Below are 16,903 nucleotides of genomic sequence, written 5' to 3' on the forward strand. Positions count from 1 at the left end.
GGCCGCGGTGCCGCACACCGCCTACGTCGCCGCGATCGGCGTGCAGCTCGCCCTGCTCGCCGCCCTCGGGTGGCGCGGTGCGGTCGGACTGGTCCGGGCGCAGGCTCGAGGGCTCCGGGCGCTCCCGGTCGTCCTCGCCGCGGCGCAGCTCGGCTGGGTGGTGTTCCTCGCCCGGGGCACCGCGATGCCGAGCGTGCTCGCCGGGCCCGCGATCACCGTCTCGACGGTCGCCGTCGTCGCGACGCTGGTGGCGGTGTGGTGGCGACCCCGCTGGGAGGCGACGCGAGGGCCGGACCGGCACCGGGCCTCCCGGACGGTCATCGCGCTCGCAGCCGGGCTCGCGCTCGTCGCCGGACCCGCGGCGTTCTCACTGCAAGCCCTCGACGCGACCCGCGACGGCAGCGGCGTCGACGCGTCGGTCGGGCCGTGGCCCGCGCGCTGGCCGATCCCCGTCGGCAGCCCGGACGTCTTCCACGTGTCGCGCCCGGACCCGTGGGGCGGGTCGACGCCCTACCCGCGTGCCCTCAGCCGACTCGTCGCGACCGCGCGACGCCTGGAGGGGTACCGGCACGACGGACCGCTCTTCATGACGGACACGTGGCACGTCTCCGCACCCGTGATCGACGCGACGGGACTCCCCGTGCTGACCGACGGCGGGTTCTCGGGCACCGTGCCCGTCTTCACGACGCACCAGATCCGCCGGAGGATCGCCCACGGCCTGCGAGTCCTCGTCGTCGAGGCCCACGCACCCCGCACCGACCCGGTCCTGCGCGCCGCACTGGCCGGGGGCTGTCGAGCACTGGGCAGCGGCGCCCGGCACGCACGCCTGCCGATGCAGCCGCACCGGGCGGACGGCATCGCGTGGACCGTGTGGCACTGCGGCCTGCCCGGTCCGTCGGTCGGGCCCGGTGCACGCCACCAGCGCGGGTCAGCCCGCGGCGAGCACCTCACGCAGGGACATCGGCGCGCGCCCGGTGATGCGTTCGACGTCGCCGGACACGTGCGCGAGCGCCCCCTCGGCGATGGCCGTGTAGGTGCTCACCCAGGCGTCGGCCTGCCACGGCTCCGGGTTCCACTGCGCACGTGATGCGTACGCCTCGTCGAGGGTCTCCGGGTGGTAGCTGACCGTGCGGCCGCGGACCTCGGACACGATCGCCGCCGCCTGGGCGAGGGTGATCGCCTCGGGGCCGGTCAGCTCGTACGTCTGGTCACGGTGGGCGTCCGGGTCGTGCAGCACCGCGGTCGCGACGCGGGCGACGTCGGCACGTGCCACCGCGGCCATGGCGCCGTCGCCGGCCGGTCCGCGGATCACGCCGTCCTCGCCGACCAGGTCCTCGACGAAGTCCAGGTAGAAGCTGTCGCGCAGGAACGTGAACGCCATCCCGCTCTCGCGGATCGCCTGCTCCGTCGCCCAGTGGTCGCGTCCGAGCGTGAAGGTCGCGTCGGGAGCCGCGCCGAGGAACGACGTGTAGACGACGTGCCGCACGCCCGCGTCAGCTGCAGCGGTGACGAACGCGCGGTGCTGGTCGAGGCGGTCCTGGGCCTCGGCAGCCGAGACCATGAGCAGCACGTCGACGCCCTCGAGCGCCGTCCGGCTCGCGTCGACGTCGGCGAAGGTCGCGACCGCGACCTCGGTGCCGGGGAGCTCCGGCGCACGCGAGGCGTCGCGCACGAGCATCCGGAACGGCACCGAGTCCGCGGCGAGCGCGGCGCTCACGGCGCCCCCGATGTTGCCGGTCGCTCCGGTGATGGCGATGGTCATGGGCGCTCCTCGTGTCGGTGTCGCGTCGTGGTGGTCTGGGTCACGTCGTGGTGGCCGACGGTCAGGTCGTGGTGGACGGCGGTCGCGTCGTGGTGGCCGGCGGGTCACGTCGTGGTGGCCGGCGGTCACGTCCACACCGTCCTGGAGGCCCGGATCGCCGTGGGTGCGACCCTCGCGGCGTTCACGCCGTCCACCTCCACCGCCCACGCGCGTGCCGCGTCGTGGTCGCGGCCGTGGCGCATGTGCCGTCCGACCAGGCGGTCGAGCCGCACGTCGTCGGCGACGGCGCAGAACCAGGTCTCGGTGAAGAGGGCGGGCAGCGCCGACCACGGTGCGGTGTCGTCGAGCAGGTAGTTGCCCTCGGACACCACGAGCCGGGCTGCGCGGGGCACCGCGATGCTGCCGGCGACGGGTTCGTCCACGCGACGGTCGAAGTCCGGTGCCCACACCACGTCCTCGTCGGCGGCGACGAGTCGGCGGACGAGCGCGACGTAGCCGTCGGCGTCGAAGGTGTCCGCCGCGCCCTTGCGGTCGTGTCGGCCGAGGGCGTCGAGCGCCGCGTTCGACAGGTGGAAGCCGTCCATCGGGACCTGCACCGCCGTGCCCGCACCGAGGCGCTCGTCGACGGCGGTGACGATGCGGCGGGCGAGCGTGGACTTGCCGGCGCCCGGTGCCCCGGCGATCCCGAGCACGGTGCGGCGGTTCGAGCCGGCCAGTTCGACGGCGCGCTCGACGGCCTGGTCGACGGTCGTGCCGGAGTCGCTCACGGCTTCATCCTCGCAGAGCGCACCGACGCCGGACCGCGGTGGTTCACTTGCCGCATGGTCGATGCGACGAAGGCGTTCAGCGGGTTCTCGGTGCGCGACGTGCCCGAGGCGAAAGCGTTCTACGAGGACGTCCTGGGGGTCGAGGTCACCGAGGACCACGGCATGCTCTTCCTGCAGCTCGGCGGTGGGCACCAGGTGCTCGTCTACCCGAAGGGTCCCGGGCACGAACCGGCGGCCTTCACGGTGCTGAACTTCCCGGTGGAGGACATCGACGCCGCGGTCGACGAGCTCACCGCGAAGGGTGTCGTGTTCCTGCAGTACGAGGGGATGACCGACGAGAAGGGTGTGAACCGGAAGGGCGGGCCGCTCATCGCCTGGTTCACGGATCCGTCGGGCAACGTCCTCAGCGTCATCGAGGAGTGAACATGTTGTATTCCGAAAGCTCGCGTCGGCGCTGCTGATCGTCCTACCGTCCTCTCACCGACGAGAGGACGGCCATGACGAAGGTGCTGGGACGGCAGTGGACCCGCGAGGAACTCCTGGCGGAGCGGGCGAGGGTCCGCGCAGAGTGGAACCTGGACGATCGGGAGTTCGCCCCGACCGAGCAGTGGCGGGACCTGTTCACGGACGAGTACCTCACGCAGAACTGGCTCGACAGCATCTCCGCCCTGCTGGGTGAGCGATGAACGAGCAGGCCGCGTCGGCGGCGCGGCACCAGGCGACGATCGCGCAAGCGCTCCTGGACGGAGCCCTGCCCGAGCACGGTGCGTCGATCGACTACGCCCTCGACGAGCGCAGTGGAACCTTCATCATGCAGTCAGTCGCCGCGACCGGAAGGGGTACCCCGGTCCGTTTGACCGTGGGCGATGTCCACACCGCGGACCTGGCCCCGTGGATGCGGTTCCGGTGGGTCGATCACCTCGATGCTCTCGTGGTCAGCGAGAGCAGGTACGCCGTTCTGCTCGCGGACGAACGGCAACCACTCGTCCGCTTCGAGTTCCAGGAGGCGTTGACGGCCACGCCCCAGTCGCACTGGCACTTGCACGCCGAGCGCGGAGCGTTCAGTTCGCTGCTCGCCCGAGCGCGCGATCATGGCTCGGGCCGACGGGATGCGGCACGGTTGTCCTCGTTGCACTTCCCGCTCGGCGGCCCGCACTTCCGGCCGAGCCTCGCCGACCTGGTCGAGTTCGTCATCGTCGAGTGCGGCGTGGACGCTCTGCCGACGTGGCGGGACGCGGTGCAGGGGTTCCGCAGTCGTTGGCGCCGCGCAGAAGCCGAGGCAACCGCTCGGCAGTTCCCGGCAGAGACCGCGCAGTCGCTCCGCAACCTCGGGTGGGGTGTCCAGCCCCCGGAACCCACCGCGGTCCCACCGCAGTTCGCGGTGCTGCGCGTGGGATGACGCAAGCCGTCAGCGGGCCAGGGCACCCGCCCAGCCGAGGGCGATCGGCACGAGCAGGCCGTGGCGGTGGTGCGGGAGTTCGGCGACGGGGATCCACCGCGACTCGTCGGTCGAGCCGTCCAGCTCGTGGCGCAGGGCTCCCCCGGTGATGGTCGCCCGGAACACCACCTGCACGGCCTTCATCGGCCGGCCGTTGGCGTGGATGCGGCGTTCGGCGGGGACGATGTGGTGTCGGACCCCGAGCAGGGCACCGGCCTGGGCCTCGTACCCGGTCTCCTCGCGGATCTCGCGCACGACGGCCTGCTCGACGGTCTCGTCGAACTCGACCCCGCCGCCCGGCAGTGTCCACGTGCCCGCGTCGGGGTGACGCAGCTTCGCCAGGAGCACGCGGTCACCGTCCGTGATCACGCCGTAGGCGGCGAGCCGGGTGTCGTAGTCCGTGTACTCCATGGGCCGACCATGCCAGGTGGGTGCACCCACGTCTGCCAGCCGCGCCGGGCCTCCAGGCCGTGGACCGGGGTGGTGCGGACGCTCCACCAGCCCGCTGACCGGTCACGACCCCCCGCGGCCCGCATGCCGAGCGGTCACAGACCGTCGGCCCCGCCGCCCACAAACGACGAAACGTGACCACGCGACGCAGCCCGCGCGGGGAGTCGTGACCGCTCGCCGCGCAAGGCCCCGGACCCGACGTGCGCGCCCGACCCGGATCAGGCGTCGACGCGTGCCGCCGCCCAGCCGACACGCATCCGGGCGACCGCCCGGTCGAAGGCGCTGAGCGGTTCCCCGTCGTCCCGGATGACGGACTGCAGCTGGAGCCCCTCGTACAGCGCCATGAGCTGCTCGGCGGCATGCCGGGGCGAGGCGCCACGGGACTCTCGGCCAGCGACGACGTCGCGGACCAGGGCGAGGGTGACGTCCTCGAACGCGCGCGTGTACTGCGTGCGGAACCACCCGGCGGCGGGGTGGTCGGGGTTCGAGGCGGCACTGAGCACGGCGACCCGGAGGCGCACGAGCCCCGGGTCCTCGATGCCCGCGACAAGCCGGGCCCGCAGGTACGCGACGGTGCCGTCGCGCTCGGCGATCGGCCAGAGCTGCCGTCGGCTGCCGTTGTTCCACTTGTCCATGACCGCGACCACCAGCAGTTCCCACATCGGGAACGCGCGGCGGAGTTCGTCCGCGGAGACCCCGGCGTGCTCGGCGACCTCGTCGGGTCCGACTCGGTGGAAGTCCCCGACGCGGTAGGCGCTGATCGCCCCCGCGACGATGCGTGCGCGGAGGTCGACGTCGGTCGTGGGCATGCTGACGATTGTGCGGGGCCGGTCAGCGGCCCGCGACCGCCAGTTCAGGGGGCGCGGCCACCGTCGCCGGCTCCCGGTCAGCCGCGGTCGAACGTCAGCGTCTCGTCATCGGGGGCCCGGACCTCGCCGGTGCGGGCGAAGTCGGCCCAGATCGCCCGGAAGGCCCGACCGCGGCGCTCGACCTCGGGCCAGTCGCGTTCGGGGACGAACCGGGTGCCGGCCCAGGCCTCGCGGCCACCGAGCAGCAGCGGCAGGTCGCTCATGTGCACGGCTCCGGTCGGGGCGCTCGTGACACCGCGGTGCAGTCGGTACGAGGTCGCCCGGCCGCCGGCGCGTCGGTGCCGTTCGGTGAACCGTCGGGCGTCGCGCCCGTAGATGACGTCGGACAGCGGACGCACGACCCACCACCGCAGGGCCGACCGCAGCACCCGCGACCGGGTGACCCGACGCAGGCCGGGCACGAGCGGCACGTACATACCGGCCTCGTCCGAACCGGACCCGATCAGCACGTCGACGTCGGGCGCGACCCGGCTCCACGCGGCGTCGAGGTCACGCTCGGCGGGCAGCGGCGCGAAGCCGTACTGGGTGCCGAAGGGCATGCCGGCGGCGAGCCCGTACGGCGCTGCGGCACGGGTTCCGAGTGCCTGCCGGTCGAGCAGGTCCTCGAGCGGGGTGTCGGCGTGCACGGCGCCGACCGCCCGGACCATCGCGCGGTTCATCCGGGATCGACGGCGGGACAGCCCGAGCGGAGCGCTCTGGATGATCGCGCGGCGGAAGAGCCCTTCGGCGCCGGCACTGATCATCAGGTGCGCAGCTGCGTCCCCGCCGGCCGACTGCCCGAAGACCGTCACCAGGTCGGGGTCACCGCCGAACGCGCCGATGTTCGCGCGCACCCAGCGCAGTGACTCGACCAGGTCGAGGAGCCCGAGGTTGGCTGGGATCGTCTCGCCGTCGCCGAGGAACCCGAGCACGCCGAGTCGGAACGTGACCGACACCACGACCACGCGCTGCTCGGTCACCAGGTCGCGGGCGTCGTAGATGGGGAGGTCGCCGCCGCCGATGACGTACGAGCCGCCGTGGATCCAGACCATCACCGGCAGGTGCTCGCCCGGACGGACGTCGGCGGGCAGCGTGATCGAGAGCCGCTGGCAGTGCTCGTCGACCTCGATGCCCTGGATCGGGTTGAGCAGCAGGTCGACGAACTCCTCGTGGGGCTGCGGTGCCACCGGTGACGGGGTCGACGCGTGCAGCTCGCCCTCGAACGGTGGCATCGGCTGCGGCGGGGCAAACCGTTCGGCCTGCGCGTACGGGATCCCGAGCACCCGCACCACGTCGCCGTCGACCGTCCCGACGATGCGGCCGGCGGGGGTGTCGAACGGGGCAGGCGTGGCGTCGAGCATGGGGTTCACGGTATCGGTGCGGCGACGAGGCGAGCGGACGTGACGGAGGCCGTCCCGATGGGATCGGGACGGCCTCGTTCCGGCTCAGGGAGCCGGCTGCACGTGGTGCTCGGCGTCAGTTCGAGCGGCCGTTCACGTCGCGTCGGTCGTCGTCGTTCCAGTCGGGCTTGCGCACGCCGGACTTCGCGATGCCGCGGCTGACGACGTAGGCGGCCGTCACGATCGCGACGTACAGCCAGGCCTGGTCGGCGCCGAAGCCGGTGTGGCCCTCGTCCGCGTTGTCCACGACGGCCGACGCGACGAGGATCGCGATGGACACGACCAGCCAGGCGTAGAACTCCGTGGTCTTGAGCGCGGACTTGGTCTCGTTCCAGGTGGCACGCACGACCGAGTCGTTCCGTGCGGGACGTCCTGCAGTGTTCGACATGGTCACTCCTTCTGATCTCCGCCACCGGGCTTCGGTGGCGCCGTGTGGAGACAGTTGTCTCGCCGGGCTGATTACTCGCTCAGTTTGGGTTCTCAGGGAGGGGGTGGAACATGGCGTTTGTCCACAGAACGCCGGACCGAACGGGGCGACGATGAGCGACGAAGACCACCCGCAACGCGGATCCGACGTGTCCGACCGGCAGCCGCGCACCGCCGAGGGGGCCGCTGCGATCGCGAGCCTGCAGGCGCTCAGTGACAGCGTGCACGAGGCCGACGAGCAGGCGCTCCGCACCCTGGGGATGTTGCCCGTCGACGCGCTCGCTCTGCGACACCTCGTGCTCGCGCACCGTGACGGACAGCTGGTGAACGCGACACAGCTCGCGCGGGCGTTGCGACTGTCGACCGCCGGGATCACGAAGCTCATCGACCGGCTCGTGCGCGACGGGCGGGCGGAACGGCGGCCGAATCCGGAGGACCGGCGCAGCATCATCATCACGGCGACCGGCTCCGCCGAGCAGGACCTCGCACGTGCGTACGGGCACATCCACGCTCCGCTGATCGAGACCATCGATGCGCTGAGCGTCGACGAGGCGACGGCGGTCCGCCGGTTCGCCTCCCGCCTGGCCGAGGCGCTCCGGCAGGAGCTGCCCGCCCCCGGCGCCCCCTGACGCCGGGCCGGCCCGGTGGGTCGGTTGCTGCGACGGACTGGAGGCCCGTGGCGGCGTCGCCACCCCTCCCTCGCAGGCTCGGTCGGCGCGGCCCGCGTGTCGCTGGCGCGACACCGCTGAGCGTGCCGCGCCCGTCCCTCTTCTGGTCGCGTTGCGCGACGGGCGCTACCGCACCCGCTTGATGGGGATCACGACGACTGCGCCGATGAGGGCGATCGCGCCGGCGGCCCAGCACATGAGCTCGTAGTTGTCGGCTGCTCCGTCGGACCCGACCTTCAGGAAGAACAGGGCGATCGCCGGAGCGAGTGACTGCGGCAACGCGTTCGCGATGTTGATGACGCCGAGGTCCTTGCCGGGCCGGTCGGCGTTCGGCAGCACGTCGACGACGAGCGCCGTGTCGATGGCCGAGTAGATGCCGTAGGCGAAGCCCATGATGATCTCGGCCACGTAGAAGCCGGTGACCGTGTCGGCGTGTGCGAGCGCGACGAGCCCCACCGCGAACATCGCCGTGGAGCCAGCGACGAACACCTTGCGGCGACCGAGCTTGTCCGAGGCCCAACCGGACAGCGCCGCGCTGACCAGCAGCGCGATCGTGTAGAGCAGGACGCCGAAGGCGACGGCGGCCGTGGCGTCCTTCGGCTTCTCGATGCCGATGTGCTCCTGCATGTAGAGCAGGCGGTACGTCGTGAACATGAACGTCGCGAGGATGATGAGGAAGCGCGACCACCACGCGAACGCGAAGTCCGGGTTCTTGACCGGGTTCGTCCAGAACGACGCGATGAGGTTCAGGAACGTGAACTTCTTGAGCTTGTAGGTCGGCAGGTCGTCACGGGCGACGACGGCGTACACGGCGACCAGGATGATCGCCAGGATGCCCGGTGCGATGAAGAGCACGGGCAGGTTCGCGACGAAGAAGACCGACAGGTAGGTGCCGGCGAGCACGGCGATGTTCTGCGCGAGCGCGATGATGCTCGAGGACCGGCCGCGCTGCAGCTGCGGCACGTTGTCGGCGAAGCTCGCGAGCAGGGTGGCGAGCGTGGCGTTCGCGGCGAGCTGGGCGAGCAGCCAGGCCAGCGTCAGGTTGAGGACGTCGGGCGAGTAGGCGATCCACGCGAGGGCGATCGCGAAGACCACGACACCGCTAAGCAGCCAGGGGCGACGTCGGCCCCAGCGCGTGCGGGTGCGGTCGGACAGGGCGCCCGCGAGGGGGTTCATGATGAGCGCACCGAACGCGCCGATCGGCAGCACCGAGCCGATGACGTTCGCAGCGTCGTCGCCGACCAGGGCCTGCGCCTTGAGCTGCATGCTCACGTAGACGGGCGCCATGAGCGCGACGAAGAGGCCGAACTGCCCGAGGAACAGGGCGATCTGGTAGCCGATGCCCACCTTCACCGTGCTGACGGGCTGGGTGATGCCCTCTTCCGGGTTGAGCAGTGCCGGGCTGCCGGGTTCGGGTGTGCTCATGACGCCTCCTTGAGTCGATGAAAACCTTGCCTGACAAGGTTTTTCGACGCGAGCATACATCGACACGTGTCGTCTGCAACACCGGGGTCGTCACACGGGGCAGCAAAAACTACACACCGGGTGGTTTTTGGGGTAGCGTCGTCATCGATCTCGCCGCGGAGCATCGCTCCTCGACGGGCCGCGACACCCAGACAGGATCGAAGGAGCCTCTGCAATGCCCACCACTTCTGTGCAGCTGTACTCGCTGCGCGACGCCATCGCCGAAGACCTCGACAAGGCCATCGCCCGTGTCGCCGAGATCGGGTACGAGAACGTCGAGCCCTACGCGTTCGTCGAGCGCGCCACCGACCTCGAGCGTGCGTTCGCGGCCACCGGCCTCAAGGCTCCGTCCGGCCACGTCGCCGTGATCGACGCCGAGGACACCGCGCCGATCTGGGACGCCGCCGAGCGCCTCGGCATCCGTACCGTCATCGACCCCTTCATCCCGACGGACCGCTGGCAGACCGCCGACGACGTCGCGAAGATCGCTGAGCGCGTCAACGAGCTGACCGCCGAGGCCGCGGGCCGTGGCCTGCAGTTCGGGTACCACAACCACCAGTGGGAGTTCACGAACAAGGTCGACGGCCGCACGGTCTACGACCTGTTCGTCTCGCAGCTGTCGCCGGAGACCGTCCTCGAGGTCGACACCTTCTGGGCGACCGTCGGTGGCGCCGACGCCCCTGCCGTGCTCAAGGGCCTGGGCGACCGCGTCGTCGCGATCCACGTCAAGGACGGCAAGGTCGACGGTGACATCCGCACCGCGCTGCCCTCGTCCGAGAGCGCCCTCATCGTGCCCGAGGCGCTGCAGCGCGCCTTCGAGAACCAGACGCCGGCCGGTCAGGGCGACGTCGACGTGACCGCCATCCTCGCCGCCGCACCGCAGGCGATCCGCGTGGTCGAGTTCGACGCCTACAAGGGCGACGTCTTCGAGGGCATCACCGAGTCCCTCACCTGGCTCAAGGACAACGACAAGTGAGCCGTGTCGGGATCGGCATCATCGGTGCCGGCAACATCTCCACGCAGTACCTCGAGAACCTGACCAAGTTCGCCGACGTCGAGGTCCGCTTCGTCGCCGACGTACTGCTCGAGCGTGCCGCTGGGCAGGCGGCCACGTACGGCGTCGCCTCGTCGGGATCGGTCGAGGAACTCCTCGCCCGCGACGACATCTCGATCGTGATCAACCTGACGATCCCGGCCGCACACGCCGAGGTCGACCAGCAGATCATCGACGCCGGCAAGCACGTCTGGAGCGAGAAGCCGATCGCGACCGACCACGCGTCGGCCGCCGCGGTGCTCGAGTCGGCGAAGGCCAAGGGCCTGCGCGTCGCGACCGCTCCGGACACCGTGCTCGGCGCGGGCATCCAGACGGCGCTCCGGGCCATCGCCCGCGGTGACATCGGCGAGCCGCTGTCCGCGACGACGCTGTTCCACGTCCCCGGACCCGAGGCGTGGCACCCGAACCCGGACTTCCTGTTCGCCACCGGTGCCGGCCCCCTGTTCGACATGGGCCCGTACTACGTGACGACCCTGGTGCACGCGTTCGGCACCGCCTCGCGCGTGCAGGCCGTCTCGTCGAAGTCGCTCGACCGTCGCACGATCGCGTCCGGCCCCCGCGCCGGCGAGACGTTCCCGGTCGAGGTCCCGACGCACCACGCGGCCCTGATCGAGTTCGCCGGCGGGCAGTCCGCCCAGTCGACGTTCTCGTTCCAGCACGCCCTGCCGCGCATGGGCTTCGTCGAGATCAACGGCACGCTCGGAACGATCTCGCTGCCGGACCCGAACACGTTCGAGGGCTCGTCGCAGCTCTGGCGCTACGGCCAGGACGAGCCCGAGACGCTCGAGGCGGTCGGCTCCACCTGGGGTCGTGGCACCGGTGTCGTCGAGCTCGCCCGCGCCATCGCGGAGGACCGCCCCGAGCGTGCCTCCGGCGCCGTCGCGCTGCACGTGCTCGACGTGCTGCTCGGCATCCGTGACGCGGCCGAGTCGGGTTCCGCCGTCGACATCACGTCGACCGTCGACGCTGTCCCGCCGCTGCCCGAGGACTTCGACCCCGCGGCAGCCGTGCTGACCGCGGGCGCGAACGCCTAGGAGCGCCGCGCGCACCACGCGCAGCACTTCGTGAGCAGGAATGGTCGGGTCCCGAACAGGAACCCGACCATTTCTGCTCACTAAGCGAAACCGCGCCGCGCGAGCGACCCGCGCGAGCTCCCGCCTCAGACCAGCGCGGTGAAGGACGCGTCGCGCACGAGCAGCGTCGCCGCGTCGCCCACCACGGCCTGGTCGGGGTCGCTCGACAGCCCGAGGGACCAGCTGCCCCCACCCGGACGCTCCGGCAGCGTGAACTCCACCGTGGTGTCCGACGCGTTCAGCAGCACGGCCACGGTGTCGTCCCCCTGGTGCAGCACGAGCGTCACGGCCCGGTTGCCACCGTCGGCCCAGTCGCCGTCCTCGAACCCGGCGGCGTCGGCACGGAGCACGGTCACCGTCGACTCCGAGTCACCGGGCGCGGTGCGGAACCACTCCGGACGCAGCGCCTGGTGCTGCCGACGGAACGCGATGGCCGCCGTGGTGAAGGCGAGCAGGTCCTGGTCGGCCGCGGCCCAGTCGAACCAGGAGATCTCGTCGTCCTGGCAGTACGCATTGTTGTTGCCGCCCTGCGACCGCGCGAGCTCGTCGCCGCCCAGGATCATCGGCACGCCGGCGGAGAGCAGCAGGGTGCCGAGGAAGTTGCGGCGCTGCCGGTCGCGGTAGTCGTTCACCGCGCCGTCGTCGGTCGGCCCCTCGATGCCGCCGTTGAACGAGGTGTTGTCGCTCTCGCCGTCGTTGTTGTCCTCGCCGTTCGCCTCGTTGTGCTTGTCGGCGTACATCGTCAGGTCGGCCAGCGTGAAACCGTCGTGGGCGGTCACGAAGTCGATCGAGCAGAGCGGCGAGCGGCGCGAACCCTCGTAGACGTCCGGGCTGCCGAGGACCCGCTGGACGGCGTCGCCGAGCGCGCCCTCGTCGCCGCGCCAGAAGGCACGGAGGTCGTCGCGGTACTTGCCGTTCCACTCGGACCAGTCGGCCGGGAACCCGCCCACCTGGTAGCCGGCGGTGTCCCACGGCTCGGCGATCATCTTGACCTCGCGCAGCACGGGGTCCTGGTGGATGATGTCGAGGAACGCGGAGTGCTTCTCGGCCTCGCCGTCCTGGCGGGTGAGGGTGGTGGCCAGGTCGAACCGGAAGCCGTCGACGTGCATCTCCTCGACCCAGTAGCGGAGCGAGTCCATGATGAGCCCGAGGGCCGCCGGGTGCCCGACGTTCAGGCTGTTGCCGGTGCCGGTGGTGTCGAAGTAGTTGGCCTCGTCACCCTCGACCAGTCGGTAGTACGACCGGTTGTCGATCCCCTTGAACGACAGCGTCGGGCCCATGTGGTTGCCCTCGGCCGTGTGGTTGTAGACGACGTCCATGATGACCTCGAGCCCCGCGGCGTGCAGGGCCTTGACCATCTCCTTGAACTCGGCGACCTGCTGCCCGGCGCTGCCTGCGGACGAGTACTCGTCGTGCGGCGCGAAGAAGCCGATGCTGTTGTAGCCCCAGTAGTTGCGGAGCCCCTTGTCGAGGAGCGTCGAGTCCTGCACGAACTGGTGCGTCGGCAGCAGCTCGACGGCGGTGACGCCGAGGTCGGTGAGGTGCTTGATCGCGGCCGGGTGGGCCATGCCCGCGTAGGTGCCGCGGATCTCCTCGGGCACGTCGGGGTGCTGCTTCGTGAAGCCCTTGACGTGCACCTCGTACACGACGGTGTCGGCGAGCGGGGTCCGCAGCAGCGTGTCACCGTCCCAGTCGAAGGACCGGTCGGCGACGACGGACTTCGGCATCGCGCTGGCCGAGTCGGTGTCGTCCAGCTGCTCAGGATTGTCCATGTCGTGGCCGAACAGGGCCTGGCCCCACTCGTAGGTGCCGTCGACGGCCGTGGCGTAGGGGTCGAGCAGGAGCTTCGCGCCGTTGTGGCGCAGGCCGTTCGCAGGGTCCCACGCTCCGTGCACGCGGAAGCCGTAGCGGGTGCCGATGGTCACGCCGGGCACGACGTCGTGGAAGGTGTAGCCGGTGCGGTTGCGGAGCTCGGTGCGGTGCTCGGTGCCGTCGTCGTCGAAGGTGCAGAACTCGACCCGCTCGGCGGTGCTCGAGAACAGGGCGACGTTGGCGCCCCCGTCGACGAGCGTGACGCCGAGCGGGGTGCGCGTGGAAGTGGTCATGCTGCCCTTCTACCGCCCGGTCGCTGTGCCACCGGCGGTCTGGGCGTACCCCTGGCCGCTCAGCGCACCGGCGGGACGAGCTGCTCGAGCAGTCGCAGCACCCGCTCGCCGTCGACGGCGTCGGGGTCGAGCAACCACTGGACCTGCAGCCCGTCGGACGCCGCGATGCTCAGGCTCGCCAGGTCGACCGGGTCCAGGTCGGCACGGATCCGGCCGCTCGCCTGGTCCGCCTCGATCAACGCGGCGAGCTCCGCACGCAGCCGGGCGAACCGCTCGCGCATGAATTCCCGCGTGGCCGGGTGGCCCTCCTGCACGGCGTCGGCCGCGAGGGTCGTGTACAGCTGCACGAGCCCCGGCACGGCCCGGTTGCGCGACGCGCTCTCGCGCATGTCGCCGATCGCCGACTTCATCCGGTCGGGCGCGCCCTGCTCGCGGACCTCGTGCTCGCGGTAGACCGCGAGCAGCAGTTCGTCGCGGCTCGGGAAGTAGTGGCGGAGTGCCGCGTGCGTGATCCCGAGGGCCTCGGCCACCGAGCGGAGCGACGATGCGTCGACGCCCTGCTCCGCCACCATGCGGATCATCTCGTCGAGGATCTGGGTGCGCCGCTCGGCGCCCTTGCGGTACCCGCCGCGGCGCGGCTGGGCCGCGTCGGCGTCGTCCGCGGGGTGGGTCATGCACCCAACTTACCGCTGGAAGGTTTTTCCCGGGAGGCCCGTGGCGGGCGCACCACGGGCCTCCCGTCCGCACCGGGTCGCGTCAGCCGGGTGCGCTCGCGTCAGTCCTCGTCGTCGACCGTGTACTCGTCGACCGGCGCGGGCGAGCCCGCGGCGAGCGCGTCGACGATCTTCGTGAGCGAGTCCGCCAGGATCGCGTTGTCCGCGTCGGGCAGTTGCTCGAGCACCTCGACGACGGCCGCGTGGAAGCGCGCGTACGAGGCGTCGATCTTCTCGGCGGCCTGGTCGGTCGGGGCGAGCACCTGCGCACGACGGTCGGTTGGGTGCGCCGCGCGCGACAGCAGCCCCTTCTGCACGAGCCCGTCGACGATCTTGGTGACCGAGGCGTTCGAGACGGCGAGCATGACGGCGAGGTCCTTCGGCCCCATCGTCCGGCCGTCCCGGTGCGCCTGGAGCATGTACCGGACCGCGAGGAACTCGTTCTTCGACAGGCCGCTCTCGATGCGTGCGGACTCGATCTGCTGGTCCTCGGCGTGCTGCAGGCGGAGCAGCGCCTCGACGGCGGTCTTCGCGGCCCGGGACTCGGGTTCGCGGGCGTAGAGGTGGACGTGCTCTCGACGGACGACGGTCAACGGCATGGGGTCATGCGCTCCTTGCTATGCGGCAGGGGTGGTGAAGAAGTCCGCGTAGGACGGTTCGGGACGACCGGCGAGCAGCGACGGGTCCTGGATGCGACGCGCGACGTACGCGTCGATGATCGCCGGGTCGGTGAGACCGACGCGCGTGTGGCTGCCACCGATCCGTGCCGTCCGAGGCATCCCGGAGTACGTGCTGTGCATGTCGTGTCCCGCCCTTCTCGCTTGCCGTGTGTCCCCTGCGGACGGCTGAACTCTTTCACAAAGTGAACGGTCAGTTCAACGAACCATTTGCACTGTGTACGTTTTGCGCGCCGAACGGTTGGGCGTCGTCCGCCAGGGTCGTGAGGAGCTGCAGGAGCGCCGCCCGTCGCGGCTCGTCGAGCGGTGCGAACAGGGAGTCGAGCACCCCCTCGGCGATGCGGTGCCCCTCGTCGAGCACCCGCCGGCCCTCCTCGGTGACGGTGTGCTCGATCCGACGACCCCGCCCGGCGGTCCGGGTGATGAGCCCACGGTCGAGCATCCGGTTCGCGAGGGTGCCGAAGGCCTGGTCGCTCTGGAACGTCGCGACGGCGAGGTCGTGCCCCGAGGCGCGGGGCATCCGGTCGATCGCGCGCAGGGCATCCCACTGCACGAGCGTCACGCCGAGGTGGCGCAGGGCGGCGTCCATCGTGCGGTGGTTGCGGTACTGCGCCCGCTTGACGGCGTGGCCCAGGGCTTCGAGGTCGGTCGGCATGGTGCTACGGTATCAATACTCGTACATAAGCATGTTGATACGGAGAACCCATGACCGACCCCCGCACCCGCACCGCGCTCGTCCTGCACGGCGGCGGTGGCCCCCGGACCGTCGCACCGCTCGTCGCGCACCTCGCACCCGCCTTCCACGTCGTCGCCCCCACGCACCCCGGGTGGGACGGAACCCCGCGCCCGGACGGCATCGACTCCGTCCCGGCCCTGGCGACCGTGTACCTCGAGCAGCTCCTCGCCGCCGGGGAGCAGGACGTCGTGCTCGTGGGTTCCTCCATCGGCGGTTGGATCGCCCTCGAGATGGCCGTGCAGGCAGCTGCCGACGACCGGTTCGCCGGGGTCGTCGGTGCCGTCGTCGACATCGACGGCGTGGGGGCCGTGGTCGAGGGTGAACCGATCGCCGACTTCTTCGCCCTCGATGCCCGCGGGCTGGCCGAGGTCGCCTGGCACGATCCCGCGCGGGGGTACCAGGACCCGGCGTCCGTCACCGAGGAACAGCGCGCGGTGCAGCGCTCGAACGGGCAGACCATGGCGGTCGTCGCCGGCCGGTCGATGAGTGACCCGACCCTGCTCGGTCGACTCGGGGCCGTACGGGTGCCGGCGCTCGTGGTGTTCGGCGCGAGCGACCGGGTCGTGACCCCGGCGTACGGTCGCGCGGTGGCGGCGGCCGTGCCGGGCGCGGTGTTCGCCGAGGTCCCGGCGGCCGGGCACCTGCCCCACCTCGAGGCCCCCGACGCGACGTGGGCGGTCATCGACCCGTTCCTGGAGCGCTGAGCAGGACGGACCGCCACCGGCACGCGGCTCGCGGCTCGCGGCTCGCGGCTCGCGCCTCAGACCATCGCCGCGGACATCACCGCGACCGCGACACCCATCGCCAGGGTCTCGACCAGCGGCAGCGCACGTGATCGTCGCCGGACGCCGTCACGGAGCATGTGGACGGTGAGCACCAGGTACCCGAGGGTCAACCCGCCGAGCACCACCTGCCACGTCACCGCGACCACCCCGAGGTGCTGGTGCATCCCCGCGGCCCCGGCGTCGTGCGCCATGCCGACCCCCGTCGCACCCATCACCAGCAGGCCCAGGGCCGCGTGCAGCCGCCCGTACCGGCCGTGCGCCGAGGCCGCGCCCGGCGGCTGAGCCGACCCGCGCCTCCAGGTGGACGTGGACTGCAACCGGTGCACCCCGGCGACCACCACGGCGAGAAGCGCCAGCACCAGGAACCACAGGACACCCGGCAGGAGCCGGGGCCCGAACGCCCCGTCCACCATCGCCGCCACCATCGCGACCGCGGCGACCACGTCGACCGCACGGCCGGGGCGCCACGCCCCGACCGTGCAGCAGGCCCCGGCCGACGCCGGCACGATGGCCGCGAGCCCGAGCAGGTCGGTCACG

General features: G+C 71.6%; 20 protein-coding genes. 7 read left to right on the forward strand and 13 right to left on the reverse strand.

The window, feature by feature from the left end; translation table 11 throughout:
• Positions 1-928 precede the first annotated feature (928 nt).
• Together KK097_RS03915 and KK097_RS03920 are read right to left on the reverse strand one after the other, a co-directional pair.
• Positions 929-1,762 carry an SDR family oxidoreductase gene (locus KK097_RS03915; protein WP_214543773.1) on the reverse strand — a complete coding sequence of 278 codons (834 nt, stop codon included), beginning with the start codon at positions 1,760-1,762 and terminating at the stop codon, positions 929-931.
• 125 nt (positions 1,763-1,887) lie between these two features.
• A complete protein-coding gene (locus KK097_RS03920) occupies positions 1,888-2,529 on the reverse strand; it encodes a nucleoside/nucleotide kinase family protein (protein ID WP_214543774.1) in 642 nt (213 codons plus the stop codon).
• Between the two features lie 54 nt (positions 2,530-2,583).
• Between KK097_RS03920 and KK097_RS03925 the strand changes: the two genes are divergently transcribed.
• From KK097_RS03925 to KK097_RS03935, 3 genes are all read left to right on the forward strand, one after another.
• Positions 2,584-2,952, forward strand: coding sequence for a VOC family protein (locus KK097_RS03925; RefSeq protein WP_214529208.1), 369 nt, complete (start codon positions 2,584-2,586; stop codon positions 2,950-2,952).
• A gap of 74 nt (positions 2,953-3,026) precedes the next feature.
• Complete coding sequence (locus tag KK097_RS03930) at positions 3,027-3,215, forward strand: hypothetical protein (RefSeq protein WP_017887761.1); 189 nt, start codon at positions 3,027-3,029, stop codon at positions 3,213-3,215.
• The gene (locus KK097_RS03935) at positions 3,212-3,928 is read left to right on the forward strand and encodes a hypothetical protein (RefSeq protein ID WP_111223471.1); all 717 of its coding nucleotides are present in this window, start codon (positions 3,212-3,214) and stop codon (positions 3,926-3,928) included. Before KK097_RS03930 ends, KK097_RS03935 begins: the two co-directional genes overlap by 4 nt.
• 9 nt (positions 3,929-3,937) lie before the next feature.
• Here the strand turns inward: KK097_RS03935 and KK097_RS03940 are convergent, their stop codons facing one another.
• From KK097_RS03940 to KK097_RS03955, 4 genes are all read right to left on the reverse strand, one after another.
• A complete protein-coding gene (locus KK097_RS03940) occupies positions 3,938-4,378 on the reverse strand; it encodes an NUDIX hydrolase (protein ID WP_214529209.1) in 441 nt (146 codons plus the stop codon).
• 257 nt (positions 4,379-4,635) lie between these two features.
• A complete protein-coding gene (locus KK097_RS03945; RefSeq protein ID WP_214543775.1) occupies positions 4,636-5,226 on the reverse strand; it encodes a TetR/AcrR family transcriptional regulator in 591 nt (196 codons plus the stop codon).
• Positions 5,227-5,303: 77 nt separating this feature from the next.
• Positions 5,304-6,626 carry a carboxylesterase family protein gene (locus KK097_RS03950; RefSeq protein ID WP_250896423.1) on the reverse strand — a complete coding sequence of 441 codons (1,323 nt, stop codon included), beginning with the start codon at positions 6,624-6,626 and terminating at the stop codon, positions 5,304-5,306.
• A gap of 115 nt (positions 6,627-6,741) precedes the next feature.
• Positions 6,742-7,053: a hypothetical protein gene (locus KK097_RS03955; RefSeq protein WP_071404437.1), complete on the reverse strand. Its 312-nt coding sequence runs from the start codon at positions 7,051-7,053 to the stop codon at positions 6,742-6,744.
• Positions 7,054-7,204: 151 nt separating this feature from the next.
• Between KK097_RS03955 and KK097_RS03960 the strand changes: the two genes are divergently transcribed.
• Positions 7,205-7,720, forward strand: coding sequence for a MarR family winged helix-turn-helix transcriptional regulator (locus KK097_RS03960; RefSeq protein WP_214529212.1), 516 nt, complete (start codon positions 7,205-7,207; stop codon positions 7,718-7,720).
• A gap of 165 nt (positions 7,721-7,885) precedes the next feature.
• Here the strand turns inward: KK097_RS03960 and KK097_RS03965 are convergent, their stop codons facing one another.
• The gene (locus KK097_RS03965; protein ID WP_214529213.1) at positions 7,886-9,184 is read right to left on the reverse strand and encodes an MFS transporter; all 1,299 of its coding nucleotides are present in this window, start codon (positions 9,182-9,184) and stop codon (positions 7,886-7,888) included.
• A 214-nt stretch (positions 9,185-9,398) separates the two neighbouring features.
• Here KK097_RS03965 and KK097_RS03970 point away from each other — a divergent pair, with 214 nt between their 5' ends.
• Both KK097_RS03970 and KK097_RS03975 read left to right on the forward strand, forming a co-directional pair.
• Positions 9,399-10,199 (forward strand): sugar phosphate isomerase/epimerase family protein, encoded by an 801-nt coding sequence (locus KK097_RS03970; protein WP_171907779.1) that lies wholly within the window; start codon positions 9,399-9,401, stop codon positions 10,197-10,199.
• Complete coding sequence (locus KK097_RS03975) at positions 10,196-11,311, forward strand: Gfo/Idh/MocA family protein (RefSeq protein WP_214543777.1); 1,116 nt, start codon at positions 10,196-10,198, stop codon at positions 11,309-11,311. Before KK097_RS03970 ends, KK097_RS03975 begins: the two co-directional genes overlap by 4 nt.
• Positions 11,312-11,436: 125 nt before the next feature.
• Here KK097_RS03975 and glgX read toward each other — a convergent pair whose 3' ends face one another.
• The 5 genes from glgX to KK097_RS04000 form a co-directional block, all read right to left on the reverse strand.
• Positions 11,437-13,455 carry a glycogen debranching protein GlgX gene (gene glgX, locus KK097_RS03980; RefSeq protein ID WP_214543778.1) on the reverse strand — a complete coding sequence of 673 codons (2,019 nt, stop codon included), beginning with the start codon at positions 13,453-13,455 and terminating at the stop codon, positions 11,437-11,439.
• A 59-nt stretch (positions 13,456-13,514) separates the two neighbouring features.
• The gene (locus KK097_RS03985) at positions 13,515-14,129 is read right to left on the reverse strand and encodes a TetR/AcrR family transcriptional regulator (RefSeq protein WP_214543779.1); all 615 of its coding nucleotides are present in this window, start codon (positions 14,127-14,129) and stop codon (positions 13,515-13,517) included.
• Positions 14,130-14,230: 101 nt separating this feature from the next.
• Entirely contained in the window at positions 14,231-14,767 is a 537-nt protein-coding gene (locus KK097_RS03990) for a MarR family winged helix-turn-helix transcriptional regulator (protein ID WP_214543780.1), read from the reverse strand.
• An 18-nt stretch (positions 14,768-14,785) separates the two neighbouring features.
• Positions 14,786-14,968, reverse strand: coding sequence for a hypothetical protein (locus KK097_RS03995; protein ID WP_214529218.1), 183 nt, complete (start codon positions 14,966-14,968; stop codon positions 14,786-14,788).
• A gap of 70 nt (positions 14,969-15,038) precedes the next feature.
• Entirely contained in the window at positions 15,039-15,500 is a 462-nt protein-coding gene (locus KK097_RS04000; RefSeq protein ID WP_214543781.1) for a MarR family winged helix-turn-helix transcriptional regulator, read from the reverse strand.
• A gap of 50 nt (positions 15,501-15,550) precedes the next feature.
• Between KK097_RS04000 and KK097_RS04005 the strand changes: the two genes are divergently transcribed.
• Positions 15,551-16,285, forward strand: a complete 735-nt coding sequence (locus KK097_RS04005; protein WP_214543782.1) for an alpha/beta fold hydrolase — start codon at positions 15,551-15,553, stop codon at positions 16,283-16,285.
• Between the two features lie 56 nt (positions 16,286-16,341).
• On the opposite strand, the gene KK097_RS04010 is transcribed toward KK097_RS04005, so the two are convergent.
• Entirely contained in the window at positions 16,342-16,902 is a 561-nt protein-coding gene (locus KK097_RS04010; protein WP_214543783.1) for a hypothetical protein, read from the reverse strand.
• Between the last annotated feature and the right edge of the window lies 1 nt (position 16,903).

This window comes from Curtobacterium flaccumfaciens, from assembly GCF_018598405.1.
GTDB classification, from domain to species: Bacteria; Actinomycetota; Actinomycetes; order Actinomycetales; family Microbacteriaceae; genus Curtobacterium; species Curtobacterium aurantiacum.